Raw genomic sequence first — 15561 nt, forward strand, 5'->3', positions numbered from 1 at the left:
AACCTCGTACCTGACATTTTCCCCCGATCCAGCTCAACAGACCACCGGCGGGTTATGCCAGTAAACCAGCTGTTTGGTAGCGACACCGCGAACGGCGACTCTGTCCCACGATGCGGCGTTCGGCGCTCGGGAAAACCGATCCTTCGCGGTCGTTCCGCAGCCAAATATGCGTTCCTAGGTGCAGACTGTCCGGTAACCGGCAGGTCGCGACCAAACATACGCCGTTCGTCGATCGGGCGTAGAACGGCATCTTCCGCCACAACCTTCGATTCGCTCAGCGGAAAGCCGTCCAGCAGTTAAGCGCCCTAGTTCTAGCCGTTCAAGCGGGGTCGGTGCGATCCCGAAAGCGGTCGTAAGGTCATTGACGCTGAAGCGCTTATCGCATTTAAATTTGCGGCTTCTCAGCCACGTCAGGCGCTACTTACGGTCGGGAGCTGTGCGTCCCGCCTCAAAATCCGCGCTGCGGCTTGGTTATACTCTGGCGCGTTCCAAACCACGCCCTTATCCGACGGTGCCGTCAACAAGACTGTGGCGCAGGGAAGCCCGGCCGCATCGAATTTGCGAGCGATGAACTCGCTCTCGCCGCGGTCATGGCTCGACATGATCAGCTGATAGCTGTTCAGCTCGACCATGTTGCGCATCACATCGACAAAGGCGGCCGTGTGGATGATATCGTTATGCTGCAGCGGGTCGTCGAGAAGCAGCGCACGCCAGCGTGACCACTGATAGGCCGTGCTCGCCGCGCACAGGATGCTGAAACCGTTTGCGGCTAGCTGGCCCTCGCTCAGCACGACCTGCGGAGGCAGATCCTTCTTCGTCTCGATAGCATTGTCGACCTTCTCGCGGTAGCGCAGCGCCATCCCGAAGCTGGTCGCATCGACCCTCGTATCGGCCTTGAACTGAATGCTTTCACCCGGCGTGCTCAGCATCGCCTCGTTGAAGTCGTCGATCACCGTATTGAGCGGATCGAGCACTCGCGCCGAAAAATCGTCCGCCTGCTTCTGAAGATCCTCCGAATAGCGCTTCACCGCATTGCGCGCCGCAGTCGTGAGTTTGACCGCCGCCCGCGCTGCCTCGACTTTCGTTTTGAGCGCTGCCAGATACGCCGTCGGATCCTTGACGAAATCGTCGCCTCCGGTCACCCGCATCGACGCGAGGATCTCGTCGATTTCGCCCTGTAGCAGCGCATCTTCATTGTCGCGGGCAAGCACGAGCTGGCGTTCGGCGAGGGACCGTAACCCCGTCAGGACCGCGTCGATGGCGGACAGGCCGCGATCATAGTCCGCCTGGCTAGGAATGTCGTTGAGGCCAGCGCGCGTCCAGCGCTGCTGCATCTGCCGCGCCGCCTGTTCAGAGGTCCCGCGCGTCACCTCGGCCGCAGCAAGCTCGCGCTGCGCAAGGTCAAGTGCCGCCTGTTCGCGCTGCACATTTGCGTTGGCGGTGCTCGCCGCCTCGGTCAGTTGTGCCAGACGACCCCGCGCGTCTTCGCCGCGCTCGCGCTCCGCCGTCAATCTGGCCTCGATCTCACCGATCGTGGCGTTCGACAGATTGCGCGCGGCGATGCGATCGGCGCACGCCTTGTCCTCTGCCTGATACTGCGCCAGTCGTGTTCCGGACTGACTGTCGCGCGTGGTCAGATCCTCGAGATCGGCTGCAACGCTCGACCGCTGTTCGGTCGCTGCCGCCGCGTTCGCCGACAAGGGTTCGAGCGCAACCTCTGCAGCTGCAAGCGCAGTATCCGCATCACGCGATCGGGCCGCGGCCAGCGCGGCAAGGTCGCTTTCGGGCGTCGTCGCGAGCGTCTGGGCTATGCTGGCGCGCGCATTTGTCACGGCGTCGGCGGCGGCTCTCGCGCTCCGTTCGAGTCCGTCGACCGCCGCCACGATCCCGCGAAGGCGACGGATCTCATCGCTGAGCGCCGGGCGGGTGGCACGCAAGGATTCAAGCGCGTCATCGGCTTTTGCGAGGCGATGGTCGCTCCCCGACGCCGCTGCGTCGGCAAGCGCCTTCAGGGTGCCCGCTTCGAATTGCGTGCGGCACACCGGACAGTCGGTGTCGTCCTCATGGATGTGACTGGCAAGCTGTGACAAGGCTGCGCTAATCGCCGACGCGTGACGGTCGGCCTCGGCGCGTTCGCGCTGCGCGTCGGCAATCTTGCCGTCGAGTTCTGCCAGCTGCTTTTCGAGTGGCGTCAGTTCCGCCGAAGCACGCGCGGCGGCTTCACGTCCCTGCGCCAATGCGGCCTCGGCGGCGCCGAACTGGCCTTCCAGATCAAGACAATCCGCCATCGCCTCGTTGAGCGCGCGGGCCGACGCGGCTAGGCTCCGTAGCCGTGCGACTTCGGCACTGGCCTCGCCATACTGGTTAATCGTTGCGTCGGCTTCCGCCATCGTGGTGCGGTACGCCGCGATCGCGTCGGCAAGCGCCGTTCGATCCTCCTGCTCGGTCGACACCAGCGCGGCCAATTGGCCACGGCGGGCGAGATCGATTCGTGCCGCATCGAGCACTACAATATTCTGGTCGATCGTGGCTATCGCGGCATTCTGCGCGGTCACTGCGTCATTGGCGGAACCCACGAGCGGCGATGCCCGATCGAGCCGCGCCTGCGCATCGCTGATGACGCTGCGCAGCCGGACGAGCGTTGGATGGTCAAGCCGTCCCTCCGCCTGGCTGACCGCGAACTGCGCGGGCATGTCGGAGAGCGCCTCCAAAGCCATCCTGCGCTCACCGGCGGTCCGCAATGCCTCACCGATCCGGTCCCCGAGCGCTGCGAGGCGCGCCGCGACGCCTTCGCCAGTGAAGGCAATCGGCTGACCTGCCGCAAGCTGTTGAAGGTCGCGCTCGACCTGGTCGATCCGCGCAGCGACTTCGTCGGCCGTCAACACGCCCGTGGCGCGCGCGGTCGCGCGGAGCCGCTCGAGCCGTGTCATCCATCCCTGCCAATCGGCAATTTCCCGATCGAGAGCAGCAACGACGGCCTGTTCGGCGTCGAGCCTTCGTGTGAAAGCCGCGATGGTCGGTCGCCCGCGCAACCCTGCGCGGATCCGTTCGAGTCGGTCGATGCCGCTTGGTCCCTTGAGCGCCTGCCATTGGTCCTGCGGGTCGCGACTGGTGAACCGCTGCTGCGCTGCCTGGCCAAGGAAATGAGTGAGGGCGAGATAGGTCCCAAGATCGTTGATCGTGCGGCGATCGGGCTGCGCAAGCTGCGCGACAATGTCCGCCATGGACGTCCCGCCGGCGGTGCTGCGCTCGACGGCGTCCCCGTCCGAGAAGGTCAGCGCGACACTATGCGATCCGGGCTCGGCGCCCCGGCGCGTGAGATAGTCCTTCTCGACAAGCTTCTTGCGACCCTTGTTGATATAAGGTTCGAACCGCCGGATCTTGTTGGTCAGCCCCCATTCGATCGCATCGAAGAAACTGCTTTTGCCGAGGCCGTTGGTCCCGGTGAGCAGAACAAGACCGGGTGCTGCTGGAATGTCTATCGCGAAGTCGCCGAAGGTCCGGAAGTCTCTGATCGCGATGCGGGAGAGAAAAATCTCGCTCATGCCTGTCCCCTCCGCTCCCAGGATTTGACCAACGCCGCGACAATATCATCCGGTGTCTTCTTCTCGTCGAGCGCGATCCGCTCCCATTCGTCCGCCGTCGTCCGCGGCAGACCCGGCGCGGTTGCACCCGTCCCGCTCAGCGCGTCGAGCGCCACGTCCTCAAATTGGCCGTCAGCATGGACCCACGGCCGGGCAAGGAAAGTGCGCTTGAGGAAGTCGGCGAAACTCTCTTCGTCATTCAGCGGATCTTCGGGTCGCAGCCATGCCAGCTTGCGCGCGACCCGGTCATCGCGTTCGACCATCAACGCCATTGCGCGCCAAGCTTCCTGCCGCTCGCTCGCGCGGGGACCGAGCAGCATCAGCTGAAGATCCAGCGTCTCGTTGGTCCCGAGGAACGAGCGTGCGACGACGCACTGGTTGCGGCAGCGCCGCAGCGTCTCAAGCACCGCTTCCATCGCAGCAACCTCGGGGAGGATGCCCAGCACGATGTTGAAGCGGTCGATCCGGATCGCATGGCTCTCTGCCGGCAGATCGGTCGGACTGAGCGTCGTCGACTTGGTCGATCCGCCATTGAACGTCGCGCTCGCCAGCTCGGGCCGATCCTCCACCTCAAGGTCAAGCGCCAGCGCCGCCCTGCGCAGCCGCTCCGCGAAGTCCGCCAGTCCGGGTGACACCGTCGCACTCTCGGTCATGCCGCGCCTTTCATGATCGTCTTCTCGAGCACCTCGAAATGCCGCGCCTCGACTGCTGCCAGCAAAGTACGCAGCTCGGCCAGGCCGGCCGCCGCCGCGTCGATGAAATCGCGACTGATCGACATGATCACCGGACCAGAGCCACCCGTATCGCTAAGCCCAGGCTGGTCGGTGTCGATCTGCGCAAATGGCCGCTCGGCGATCCGGCTGATCTCGATGGCCGTTTTAACGACGAGGATGACGAACTGGGTCTGCCACATGAAGGATGCGGCGCACAGTGACATCTCGTCACCATTGATCATATCGGCCGCGCAGCCATGACCAGCCCATTCGCTATCGCCGTCACGCAGGCGCACCAGATTACCCGGTCTGGCGCTTTTCGGCGACGTCGCGTCCCAGGCTGCGGCGATGGCGAGCGCGACCGCGGTACCGCGCAGGATCACTGGCCATTTGCTGGGACCGACCAGGATCTGTGCCGCGTCACGATGGTCATCCTCGTCGACCGCGCAAATCATCAGGCGCAGGAAGTGATTGAGCAGTGCCGGGTCATCGGTGAACGACGCATGCCAGACCGCCCATGTCGCGGCCATTGCATCGCGAAGATCCTGCGCGATCTTCACGTTGATCGGGCGGCCGGGATCGGCGTTGCTCGCGAAGAACGGCTGGAGATGCGCGTCCAGGCGCTCGAGCAGCCAGGCATCGAGCGAGCGGTGGATCCGGCGCGCCAGAATGTCGGACGGCAGCGAGACCGGATCCTGGGCAGCACCACCGGGATTGCCGGCGACGATCGCCGGCATCGCCATCCCTTCGGCATGCGGCGATTCCAGGCTGAGCTCGCGGACGAGCTGGCTCCACAGTCCGGGCGCGGCGTGGATCCGGCAATTGCCGCTATGGCAGGCGACCCGCAGCACCGCGCCTGCGACGGCGCCCAGCTGGTCGGGAGCATCGGGTAATATGATCTCGAAAGGCTGTTGCTCGCTCCACGATCGTATGAGCTGGTCCGCCGGAACCGGGCCGGACCAGCGGATGTTCGCGCCTTCGCACAGCAGTTGCACAGATATGGGAAGCTGATTCGCTGCCAGCCGTTGCAGCCGCGGCGCGAGGATATTCGCACTGCGTGCCGCTTCCCTGAACAAGAACCGTGCTGATGCCGACAATTTCGGGACGAGCGTCGCCTCGCCGTGGCGGGCAAGCCATTCCTTATGAGTCACGTCGAAACTCGCCAGGTGCGCGGCAAAGGGCGCTCGCACCACATCGCGCTGGGGGCCGCGCCGAACGATCACCGCATCCGCCGCGACCGTCTCCCCGGCGCAATCAAGCCAAAACGGGGCAACGTCCGGAGCTGGATTGGGGGCGTCGATCCGTGCAACGACACCGCAATGGAGATGCCGGAACGACCGCTGGGCGTCACCGGCGCACGCCTTGATGGTGAGGTAGGCGGCGAGCCGATTGAGCGTTGCCGTGGAGACGTCGAACAGCTCGGCATGCGGGGTCTGGAACGTCAGCTGCACGCCGGGTCGCAGTTGCTGGGCGACTGCGGCAACGAGGCCGATATCAGTGAGCGGCTGCAGCAGCTCGGCGTCATAGGCGGCTAAGAAATCGAAGCGGGCGCCATTGGCATCCTCGGCGCGGGCGCGCACGTCGATTGCGGCAAGGGCCGGTTTCAGCGCCGCGATGCCAGGATGTTCGGAGATCAGCCGGATCATCCCGGCATGATCGAAATCGCGCGCTCCCGCGGCCACGAAATCGATTAGGCCGCCATCCCCCGCACCGCTGACGAAGAACCGCGGGGTCGGCCGGCCTGCGAACTCGGCAACCGGAACGCCGGCATCGGTCCAGTAGCTGGCGCTTTGTATCGACGGTATCGGCTCGCCGGGCTCAAGCCCAAACCCGACAGCAAGAAACACCATGTGAAATTGTTCGTGCAGCTCCGCGCCTATCGCCGGGGCATTGAGCTCGGTGATATCGAGCTGATAGCCGTCCGCTGTCCGCGTCAGCCCGGTGACCCGATGGCGCAGCCGTCGCTCGAGGCGCGGCGCCAGCCTGACGACAATGTCTTCGAACCCGAGCAAAACATCGTCGCGCACGGCGCGGCACGTCCCGGACTCCCAGTCCAGGATCGGCAAGTCAGCGATGGGGTCGGTCGTGTAGTGCGCTGGCCAATCGTAGATATGCGGATCGAGCCGTCGGCGATCAGTCGTCGACTGCAGGGGCAGCAGTGCATCAGCCGACTCGAAAAGGACGACCTGCGACCCGGTGATGAGCGCGGCGGCGGCTGCAGCGGTGACTCCGGCCGCCCCCCCGCCAATGACGGCGATCCGCGGATTGGCGTGGAGATAGCCGAGTTCCTTTAATGCGTGGATCAGCGACAGCGCCCGCACTTGCTGGGAGTAGAAGGTGATACGCCGGTCGAAACTGCCGATCACGAACAGGTTCGGCCGGTCGCGCACTGTCGCGCCGTCTACAATGTCTTGGGCAAGCAGAGCGTCAGCCAACGCAGCGCGCTCCCGCCGACATGCGCGCTTGCCGTACCGGCACCAAGACAGTGGCCTGAGTTCCCGCACACATGGTCGACAATCCGCTCCCCCCTTCCGGCCGCGTCGCTGCGACAGCCGGCGCACTCGCTTATGGGGAGAAACCCGGGATGTCGCAAGATTCTGATGAGCCTCGCTAAGTCAATGTACGCCCGACTTGATGCCTGCCGCCCAACTTCACACATTTCTGCTTATACCGAGCATCTGGACCTACGCCGTAATGGGCAGTTATCAGCAGCAGACCCTAATGCCGACCTTGTCACATGAGAGATACAAGTTCCTCTTCAAACCGTCGAAGGCTGCCTGCCGGCAGCTGTTCCCTGAGGCTCTGATCCGACCGTCCCTCACATCCTGTGAAAAATAGCTAATTCTCAGTGAAAAATCAGCAAGAAGCAATGTCGGGCCCGTACAAATTTGAAGTATTCCAGAACCGCCCGAAGCGATGAGGGTTATTCGCAGCCCTCATTGCCATCCTATAGACTCAACCCGACTTACCTATCATCTTCAGGACATCCATGCGTTATCCCGGACAACCAAAATCGCCTCCAGCTTGGTATCGAGACCGAGGTCCATCCTACATCGAGAAGCAATTTTCAGCTGAGCTCGGCGACTTGGCCGACCTGATTGAGAGCGAGCATTGGTTCGGAGACGCTGAAAAGCACGCAAGATATCGCGTTGATTTCATCCTGAAGGATGCCCGGCTGATCATCGAGCTTGATGGTCACGCATATCATTCAACCAAAGAGCAACTCGAGAGAGACGCGATCAGACAGAGATATCTCACGCGGGCTGGCTATTCGGTCATTCGGTTCACCGGACGGGAGATCAATCGCGACCCAGCCGCGTGCGTGCGCGAGGTGCGAGAGACTTACAAGGAGCGCATGCAACGTGCGCCTGCGAAGTATCGCGTGCTGTACATCGACTACCAATTTCTGATCCGCCAGATGTCGAAGGCAAAGCGATTTTATCAGAACCTCTATCCTGAAAAAAATTTGCAGCTCCCCAGTCTCGATTTATTCATCACCCACGCCGTGGGCTGGTTGCACGAGAAGTCCTTTATCACCGCGTTTGTATTCCTTCCGCCGGAGGAAGAGCACTACCTCAAGGCATTAGACGGAAAGACGACGGAGTACGACAAGGGCGAGGTCCGGATCAACATCGTGACGGATGACCTTTATTCGTCCGAACTTGGGTTCCACATGGAGAGCTACGCCCACCTATTCGACGAGTTTTTTTTGGTGGCGGATGATCCCATCTACGTGCTTCCGCTCCGGTCGGTGCTGCCCGCTAAGCTAAGCGACAGCGTCTTCGGCGATCAGAAATTCGAGTTCCTGTCGGGAGGCAAGCTTCTACGAAAGGGAAACGACGAAACCGCTTTTGTGGGGACGGAGCTCGCAAAGGTTCGCTGGCAAAATATCTGGTACCCGCTTGGCACCGCAATGGGGCTTCATCTCTACGAGCTGTGACCCATGATCGATTGTTATGGGCCGCGGTGCTGCTGCCTCCAAGCCGGTACCCAGTGGTGAACTAACGGCGGCTATCTAGGCGCGTCGCGCGGCCGCCCAGCGACAGTTACGTCGGCGGCAACGACGTCGGCTCATTAAGCCTGCGATGTCCGTTATCCTGGTGTCATCGCTCCGAACCCGACTGTCGCGAATGTCCCATTTGCTGCCATTTAGGCCGCCTTAGAAACCTGCCCCCCCTATGGCGGGATTATAGGCAGTCAGGAAAACAGCGTCTCATTTCCTCTCCACCAGTGCACGCAGTTGTCCCACCGGAATGACGGTGATGCTGCCTATCTTAACGATTTGTATGGTTCCGTCCGCGATCAGTTCATATAGTTTGGATCTTCCAATGCCGATCATCCGACAAGCTTCCGGAATGCGAACAGCAAGCGGCTCGGAATAGTGCGGACCGTCGGATCTAAATCTGGTATCTGACCCACTCACTGGAACGACCTCAGCTTACGGATCGCGGGATCTGCGCTTTCTTCCGTGGCTGCACCGGCCAGCCGGTCAGCAACTTCATCGATGAGCGTAGCAAAGAGCTTTGCCCCAGCGGCCTCCGCCTCCTTCGAAATTGGCGCCTGCGCGCCCACGATCAACTGGTGGCGAACCATCCGAGCGATAATTTCCCAGACCAGGCCCTCGTTGCGGCGCAGCCAGTCAAGCTGACGCTCGATCCGCGTGAGCCGCGAACCAATGACCTCATTGTCCTTCGGCGCCTCGCGGCGGTTGAACCAGGCATCCAATGCCTCCACGAGGATTTCGGAACGCGCTTTGCCCGATGTGCCCGCGAGATGAGCCAGACGGCGGCTCATGTCCTCCGGGAGAAACAGCTGGTGGCGGGTCTTGTACGTTTTCATCAAGGTCCTCGCGATCTGGCTAACCCAGGCCGTCCTTTTGGCGCCGAAAATTCGAGCAAGCGATCCACCGTGATTGTCGCTGCATCCATTCCGTGCAGGAAGGGTGCCTGTGGGCGCTTATCGGTCATCGGCGGATATTGTCCGCCCAGAGATCCGTGGCGGGAAGTGCGCTGAACGGCGTTGAACAGCGCGGAACGGCGCGGAACGGCGCGGAACGGCGCGGAACGGCGCGGAACGGCGCGGAACGGCGCGGAACGGCGCGGAACGGCGCGGAACGGCGCGGAACGGCGCGGAACGGCCAACTTTGGACAATGTGGTCAACCGCTTTCTCGCTGCGGCCGGGTACCGCCGATACCGCCTGCCTCAAGAAATCCCCGGCGCGCTCCGCTGCCGCCCGATCGTCCAGTTCACCCCGCCCACCTCGCGGACGACGCCCGAGACGTTCTTGCCGACCTGCTTTTCCAGCTCCGGGCGCCAGGGGACGAGCGTGAAGTCACGGCTGCGCTCGACGACCGCGAACTTCCCCGAAACCATATCAACGCTGCGCCGGTAGATGCCCTCGATCCGCTTGCCGGTTTCCGCCTCCACGAACGGGATACCAAGATCCCTTGCCATCTGGGCGCCGACCGCCCTCACCTCCTGCTCCCGCAGGATGCGCAGCAGGTTCCGGTTGTAGATCACCTCGGTTCCTTCGGCCGATGCGAGTTGCTGCTCGATCAGCCATTGGCGGCGCAGGTCCAGCGCCTTCTTCACCTCGCCGCCGTAGCCCTCGCTTGCAATCTCGTGCTTGTTATCCGCCACCAACTCGCGGTCGAGCCAGGTCTCGGCCTGCACGCCGGCCAGGTGCTCGATGGACTTGGGCGAGAGCACCTCGATCCGGAAAGGCTCGGCCCTCTCCTTGCCGCGCTCGTAGGCCATGACCGTGTCGAGGTGATCGGGCGCGATGTTCCATTCGCCGCTGGGCTCGCGGTCGAGACGGCCGGTGGCGCGGCGGATCGCCTCCAGCCGCCGTACATGTGCCTCGGCAAAAGTCTGCGTGGCATTGGCATCGTGCCTGAGGTGAAGTTGGACGCTGTACCGGCCTCCGTTCGCCGCCGCGACCTCCACCACGGTGGTGTCGGACACGCGAAGGGCTGCCTGCTTCGGTTCGAGCCTGACCAGTGAACCAATCGGCGTGGGCTCCGCGTTGCCACCGATATCGACGTAGTGGCTCCGTCCGTCGATCCCATCGACGACCAGATAGCGCCGCTCGTGATCTTCGTCCGCCGCGCCGCGCTTGATCACCTTGCCGATGATCGGCTCGCGGGTCTGTTCGAGATCGCCAGTCCTGCGATCGGAAGGCCCATGAATGACCATCGGTCGGGAATCGACTTCCGGCGCCAGTTTCAGGCTGGGCAGGCTGCGCCATTTCCCGGTCGTCATCTCCCGGTGCAGGGTGCGAATGATGTCTCCGCGCCGCCCCATGTCGCCGAGAGTCTGCTCGATGTCGGAATTGAGCTTCCAGGTCAGCGGCCCGGTCTTCTCGGCAAGCTCCATCCGCTCCAGCACCCGGGCCCGGCCGACAAGCAGCTGCTGGTGGGCGGCATCCCCCGCCATCGGGCCTTCGATGTGGGTGAGGTCGACAACGTTGTCCCTGGTCTGGGCGAGGATAGTCCGGTCGAGCCGGGTCAGCCGCTCGGCATCCACTTCCTGGCTGAGCTGCTGGCGCACCTCCATCTCGCTTTGCGGACCGAGGTCACGGGTCATGATCTCGGAAGCGCGGGCGCGAATGCCGTGGGCGATATAGTCGCCGGCGATGTTGAGGGTCTTGCCGTCCTCGGTCTTGCCGCGCACGAGAATATGCGTGTGCGGATGGCCGGTGTCGAAGTGATCGACCGCCACCCAATCGAGCGTCGTTTCCAGGTCCTGCTCCATCTTCGCCATGAGATCGCGGGTGAAGGACTTGAGGTTCTCGAACTCGGGCCCGTCCTCGGGCGAAACGATGAAGCGGAAGTGGTGGCGATCGTCCTGCCCGCGCTCGGCGAAGGCCTGGCCGTCGACCTCGTCGGTAAAGGTGGAATAGAACCGCGCCGGTTCACCGTCGCGGGTGACCCCGTCGCGCTCGAGATAGCCGAGGTGCTTCTGCACCGCCGCCGCCTTGCCCGCGAGCTTCACCACCCGCGCCTTCACCGTCACCCGGCGCGGCCGCACGCGAATGCCGCTATCATGATCGAACGACCACCCGGACCCGCCCGGCAAACTGGCCGCAACTTTCGCCCCGCGACCGCGCGCATTGAAGCGCCCGGATGCCTTGCCTTTTGCCGGAGCAAACGACGCGCCACTGCCACGCGGATTGCCGCCGCGCCGCGCGACCTGCTCAAGGACTTTGCCGCGCAGGCCCCGGCCCGCGGTCTTGCCACTGCCAATGCCACCGCTGTCGCGACGGGAGCGGCTGAGGCGAGGCTCGAAGCGGTCGTCATCGTTGGGCATGCCCACGATATGGCGAGCCCCCTGCCCCTGTCTCAAGTATCTCGCGGAAAAGCCCAGCTTTGCTGCGGCTCACCGGCATCATGACACTGCAATTGTCTCCCTCGCTCGCACGCCGCGAGACAATCCGCCTCCTCCAAAAAAGATGTGCAGACAAGGACATGGCACCCAAAGGGCCAAGAAGCGAAGCTTCGCTTTATCTTGCATATTCGCCCTTTTCCGGCACCCCGCCTCCCAAAGCACCAAAATTCGCCGTTTTCCACCCGCTATCATCTCCATGACGCCGCTCCATTTGTTCGCTATATGTTCCACTCGTGGATCATCCAGCGAGTCGCGAAAGGGAGCAGATCATGGGCGTGCGAATTGAATCGAGGGCGGGTCACCAACTGGTGCTAACAGGCGATATCGAGACCGTTCTCGATGTGCCTGCACGCGGACAGATCGAGGGTTTTTCGCTCGCGTTTTCCGACGGCACATTGGTGCGAGGACACTGGATTCCAGGCGGTCCCGCCTGCCGGTTTGCCATCGCCAGCGAGGGCGCCGCGATGGTCAAATTCACGCGCCAAGGGCTCGGTGAAGCGATCGAAATGGACTGGAAATTCGACTGGATCACGCTCGCCTGCGGCGCGGAAACCCTGCGGCTCGAGCACGTCATCGACGGCGATGACGTGCTGCAACTGACGCTGGATATCGAGGTGAGCGAAGCCGCATGACGCGGCGCCGCGCCGCCCCCATCAGGCGGCGCGGGAGAGCTTTTCGAGGCGGGCTTCGTAGGCCTGGCGCACGAGATCCTGAAGCACGACGACCCGACCGGCGATCCAGTCGAGTTCTTCTTCGGTGATGACGTATTCGCGGGAATAGCGGCCCTTCACATAGGCGTCGCGCAGCAGGGAATAACAGCGCCGTTCGAAGCGGGTGGTGCGCGGCCAGACGGTGCGCATCGCCGGTTCGATTTCCTCTGCCAGATCACGCAGCTTGTTGAGGTTGTGGCTCTTCGGGGAGTAGAGCGTGCGCACTAGAAACAGGCAGTGGTAAAGGCGTTCTGTTGCCTGGTGGAGAAGAAACGCGGCCTCCTTCGGGCGCTGCATTTCCCGCACCAATTTACTCGTTTTCAAGAACGTGTCAGCGCTCTCGAACCACTCCTCGAAGTAGTCCTGCGTCTCCTGCAAAGCCTTGTCTTTCGGCAACGGCTTGGGCTTAACGAACGAGTGTTCCGGCTCCTCGAACAGCACGATCCCCTCGCGCAGGATGTCCATGAAGAAGTAGCGCCCGAGCGCCAGCTTCTCGTTCACGTCGTCGAAGCTGTGATAGATCGGCGCCACCAGGGTGCGCAGGACCGTGCCGTCCGAAAGATCGGCCAGCAGGCGCTTCTCGGTGCGATCCCAGAACTCGTTGACGTCGGTCAGGTCCTCGTGATCGACGACCACAAGCAGGTCGTAATCAGAGAAATAGCGGCCGATGGGGTCCTCGACCCAGTCGCCGCGCGCATAGCTGCCGAACAGGATGATCTTGAGCAGCTTGCCCTTTCGGAGGTGCGGCTTGCTACGCCGGGCGGTCGCGAATTCGAAGCCACGGCGGATGACATCGACCACATGCGCAAGCTCGGCGCGTTTGCCTTCGGGCAGGTGAGCGAGGCTCTGTTTCATGGGTATAGATTCGCCGCTAACGCGCTCGATGCCAAGCGCAAAATGACATGGCCGGTCCACTGGGACCGGCCATGTGCATCGCGGGGCGCTGGCTAGCCATGCCTCTCATCGTCCTCGGCAAGACTTCGTCCCAGCGCCTTGACAGCGGCGCCGATGCGCTTCTGAACCTGCCGTTTCGAAAGGCCGGTCCGGCGGGCGATCTCGCGGATATCCATACCGTCGAGGCGCATGGCGAGGAAGATTTGCCGCTCCATCGCCGGTAACCGGGCCAGCGCTGCTTCGATACGCGCCAGCCGCTTGGGGTCGGGTTCCTGATCCATTGTCCATGTCTCCGGTGGAGGGAAAGCCCAGCAGCACGAAGACCGCCGGGAATTCCGGGTCAGGCCGCGAACGGCATCACCTGCGTGAGGACGCAGGGCTGCTCGGCTTCCCCTTCGCTATCCGCTTCGGGCGTAACGAGCGCGGCGATCCGCTCCGACCTCTCGGCACTGCCAACCCCACCACGAGGCGTGTAGGCTGTCGCCGGAAATGCTATCCAGCGCGGCACCCAGCCCTCGACTTTCGCCCGTCCATGCTCGCCCGCAAGGCAGTCACGAATGATCCCGCACTGGACTTTGGTGATGGCCTTGGCGTTCTCGGTGGCTACCGCTTCGCCAGCCACTTCGGCCAGCAGGTGCCTCATGACTTCGCGGTCCCGGACGGCATCAAGCAGGACGTCATCCGCCTGCCAGACCGCCGCCATGTCCACGCCCATGTGCTGCCCCAGCAGGTCGATCAGTGAGGTTCCCACCGCTAGCGTCTCGCCCATGACGACAGCCAGCACCGCCATGACCTGCTCGTCGCTGAGCGCGATCAGCCGCACCAGCAATCCGCCGATACCGCTGCCATCGGGATCACTCCCGCTGACGGTGGAGGCCTCGGCATCAAGGCCCAGCATGGCCAGAACCTGCCGCCGCTTGGCATCGAACGCCGCCTCGGAAGCGCAGCCCTCGACGCTCTCCCCCACGGCATCGTTCGGCGCGCGCCGATCCTCGATCCGCACATGCCACAGCGGCGAACCGGCGATGGCATGGGCGATCATGACCCGCAGCGACAGACCCGGATCATCCGCCAGCTTCGCCCGCACTGCCGCATGCCGGTGCAGGTCAATGTAGGCGTTGACCGTGCTCGAGACTTCGGGGCGCTGCGGACGCTCGATCGCTTCCCCGCGTTCCAGCCGCCGGGCCTCCCGGGCAGCGAGATAGCCCTCGTGGATGGTCACATCGCCGCGATGGCCGATGGCGATGTAGACCCGCCCGCCCTTGGACTTGGGCATGCGCTCATGCTCCCAGGAATGGAAGGCCTCGCCCCGGCCCATCACGACAACATCGCTCCAGCCATGCTGGCGCAAGTCTTCGGCCTTGGCCTCGACCGCTTCCATCTGCGCGGTCCAGAAGCTCTCCGCACAGCCGAAATAGCGCTCGATACCGAACAGGTCCGCGACGATCTCGCCGTCGTAACCCTCGACATCGAACAGCGCCTCGCCAACCGGGATCGAGGCTCCCCCGAACAGCCACGCCTTCAAGGCCGAACCAGTAGGCGCATAGGCCTTGGGATCGTCGAACAGTATCAGCCATTCCCGCTGCCGGGACTTGGAGGCCATGGTGAGATGGCGCAGCGAGACGGGATCGATCTTCTCGGCTCGGTAGAGATTGCGCAGGCGGGAGACCAGATTCCCCAAGGCCAGGGTCCGCTTCACCTGCAAGGCGGTCAGCCCGAAGGTAAAGGCCACGTCCTCGACCGAGCGCCCTTCCCGCATGAGCCGCACGAAGGTTTCGCAACGGGTCATTTCATCGGGATCGAGCCGGGCGATGTTCTCGATCAGCGAAGCTTCCAGCGCCGCCGCGTCGTCTCCCGCCTCCAGCACCGCGCAGGGCAGGTCCTCGATGCCCCCGCCCTCTTCGGCCACGGTCAGCGCGGCATGATAGCGGCGCTTGCCGGCAAGGATTTCATAGGCGGGAGAATGATCGCCCCCGTCGCCTCCGCCGCTCCCATCCCCGGCTCGGCCAACCAGTTCACGAACGATGAGCGGCACCAAGACCCCTCGCGCCCGAACCGAGGGCAGGATGTTTGCGATATCGCAGGCCTTGCGGGTGCCGCGCATGTTGAGGCCGGAGACCGACAGACGGGCAAGCTCGATGTGCTTCAATTCCATTGTCCTTCACTCCTTCACTTTTCTATCCGCACATTGGCCGCCGGACGGCGGGGTGGGCGGCAGGAGCGTTCCGCCAGGCACGCCGAACGAGGCGCGGTGCACCCGCAGGGCCGCAATGG

The 15561-nt window shown here is 63.5% G+C and carries 11 protein-coding genes; 2 read left to right on the plus strand and 9 right to left on the minus strand.

What is annotated here, in order from left to right:
- Positions 1 to 410 precede the first annotated feature (410 nt).
- Genes AC1VV3_RS05010 through AC1VV3_RS05020 form a run of 3 tightly spaced genes read right to left on the minus strand, consistent with a single transcriptional unit; the run spans position 411 to position 6732 of the window.
- Positions 411 to 3545, minus strand: a complete 3135-nt coding sequence (locus tag AC1VV3_RS05010; protein WP_482961982.1) for an AAA family ATPase — start codon at positions 3543 to 3545, stop codon at positions 411 to 413.
- Entirely contained in the window at positions 3542 to 4237 is a 696-nt protein-coding gene (locus AC1VV3_RS05015) for an ABC-three component system middle component 1 (protein ID WP_482961983.1), read from the minus strand. The genes AC1VV3_RS05010 and AC1VV3_RS05015 overlap by 4 nt, the downstream gene beginning before the upstream one ends.
- A complete protein-coding gene (locus tag AC1VV3_RS05020; protein ID WP_482961984.1) occupies positions 4234 to 6732 on the minus strand; it encodes an ABC-three component system protein in 2499 nt (832 codons plus the stop codon). Before AC1VV3_RS05020 ends, AC1VV3_RS05015 begins: the two co-directional genes overlap by 4 nt.
- Positions 6733 to 7382: 650 nt before the next feature.
- Here AC1VV3_RS05020 and AC1VV3_RS05025 point away from each other — a divergent pair.
- The gene (locus AC1VV3_RS05025; RefSeq protein WP_482961985.1) at positions 7383 to 8237 is read left to right on the plus strand and encodes an endonuclease domain-containing protein; all 855 of its coding nucleotides are present in this window, start codon (positions 7383 to 7385) and stop codon (positions 8235 to 8237) included.
- Positions 8238 to 8510: 273 nt separating this feature from the next.
- Here AC1VV3_RS05025 and AC1VV3_RS05030 read toward each other — a convergent pair whose 3' ends face one another.
- The 3 genes from AC1VV3_RS05030 to rlxS form a co-directional block, all read right to left on the minus strand.
- The gene (locus tag AC1VV3_RS05030) at positions 8511 to 8636 is read right to left on the minus strand and encodes a hypothetical protein (RefSeq protein WP_482961986.1); all 126 of its coding nucleotides are present in this window, start codon (positions 8634 to 8636) and stop codon (positions 8511 to 8513) included.
- An 80-nt stretch (positions 8637 to 8716) separates the two neighbouring features.
- Positions 8717 to 9136, minus strand: coding sequence for a hypothetical protein (locus AC1VV3_RS05035; protein ID WP_482961987.1), 420 nt, complete (start codon positions 9134 to 9136; stop codon positions 8717 to 8719).
- Between the two features lie 363 nt (positions 9137 to 9499).
- Positions 9500 to 11605, minus strand: coding sequence for a relaxase/mobilization nuclease RlxS (rlxS, locus tag AC1VV3_RS05040; RefSeq protein WP_482961988.1), 2106 nt, complete (start codon positions 11603 to 11605; stop codon positions 9500 to 9502).
- A gap of 347 nt (positions 11606 to 11952) precedes the next feature.
- Here rlxS and AC1VV3_RS05045 point away from each other — a divergent pair, with 347 nt between their 5' ends.
- Complete coding sequence (locus tag AC1VV3_RS05045; RefSeq protein WP_482961989.1) at positions 11953 to 12315, plus strand: hypothetical protein; 363 nt, start codon at positions 11953 to 11955, stop codon at positions 12313 to 12315.
- Positions 12316 to 12336: 21 nt separating this feature from the next.
- Here the strand turns inward: AC1VV3_RS05045 and AC1VV3_RS05050 are convergent, their stop codons facing one another.
- The 3 genes from AC1VV3_RS05050 to AC1VV3_RS05060 are packed head-to-tail and all read right to left on the minus strand — an operon-like array spanning position 12337 to position 15442.
- Positions 12337 to 13308 (minus strand): HEPN domain-containing protein, encoded by a 972-nt coding sequence (locus AC1VV3_RS05050; protein WP_482961990.1) that lies wholly within the window; start codon positions 13306 to 13308, stop codon positions 12337 to 12339.
- Between the two features lie 32 nt (positions 13309 to 13340).
- Positions 13341 to 13568 carry an RNA polymerase sigma factor gene (locus AC1VV3_RS05055; protein WP_482961991.1) on the minus strand — a complete coding sequence of 76 codons (228 nt, stop codon included), beginning with the start codon at positions 13566 to 13568 and terminating at the stop codon, positions 13341 to 13343.
- A 59-nt stretch (positions 13569 to 13627) separates the two neighbouring features.
- Positions 13628 to 15442, minus strand: a complete 1815-nt coding sequence (locus tag AC1VV3_RS05060; RefSeq protein WP_482961992.1) for a ParB/RepB/Spo0J family partition protein — start codon at positions 15440 to 15442, stop codon at positions 13628 to 13630.
- Positions 15443 to 15561: the final 119 nt, after the last annotated feature.

Source organism: Novosphingobium sp. BL-S-34, assembly GCF_056857015.1.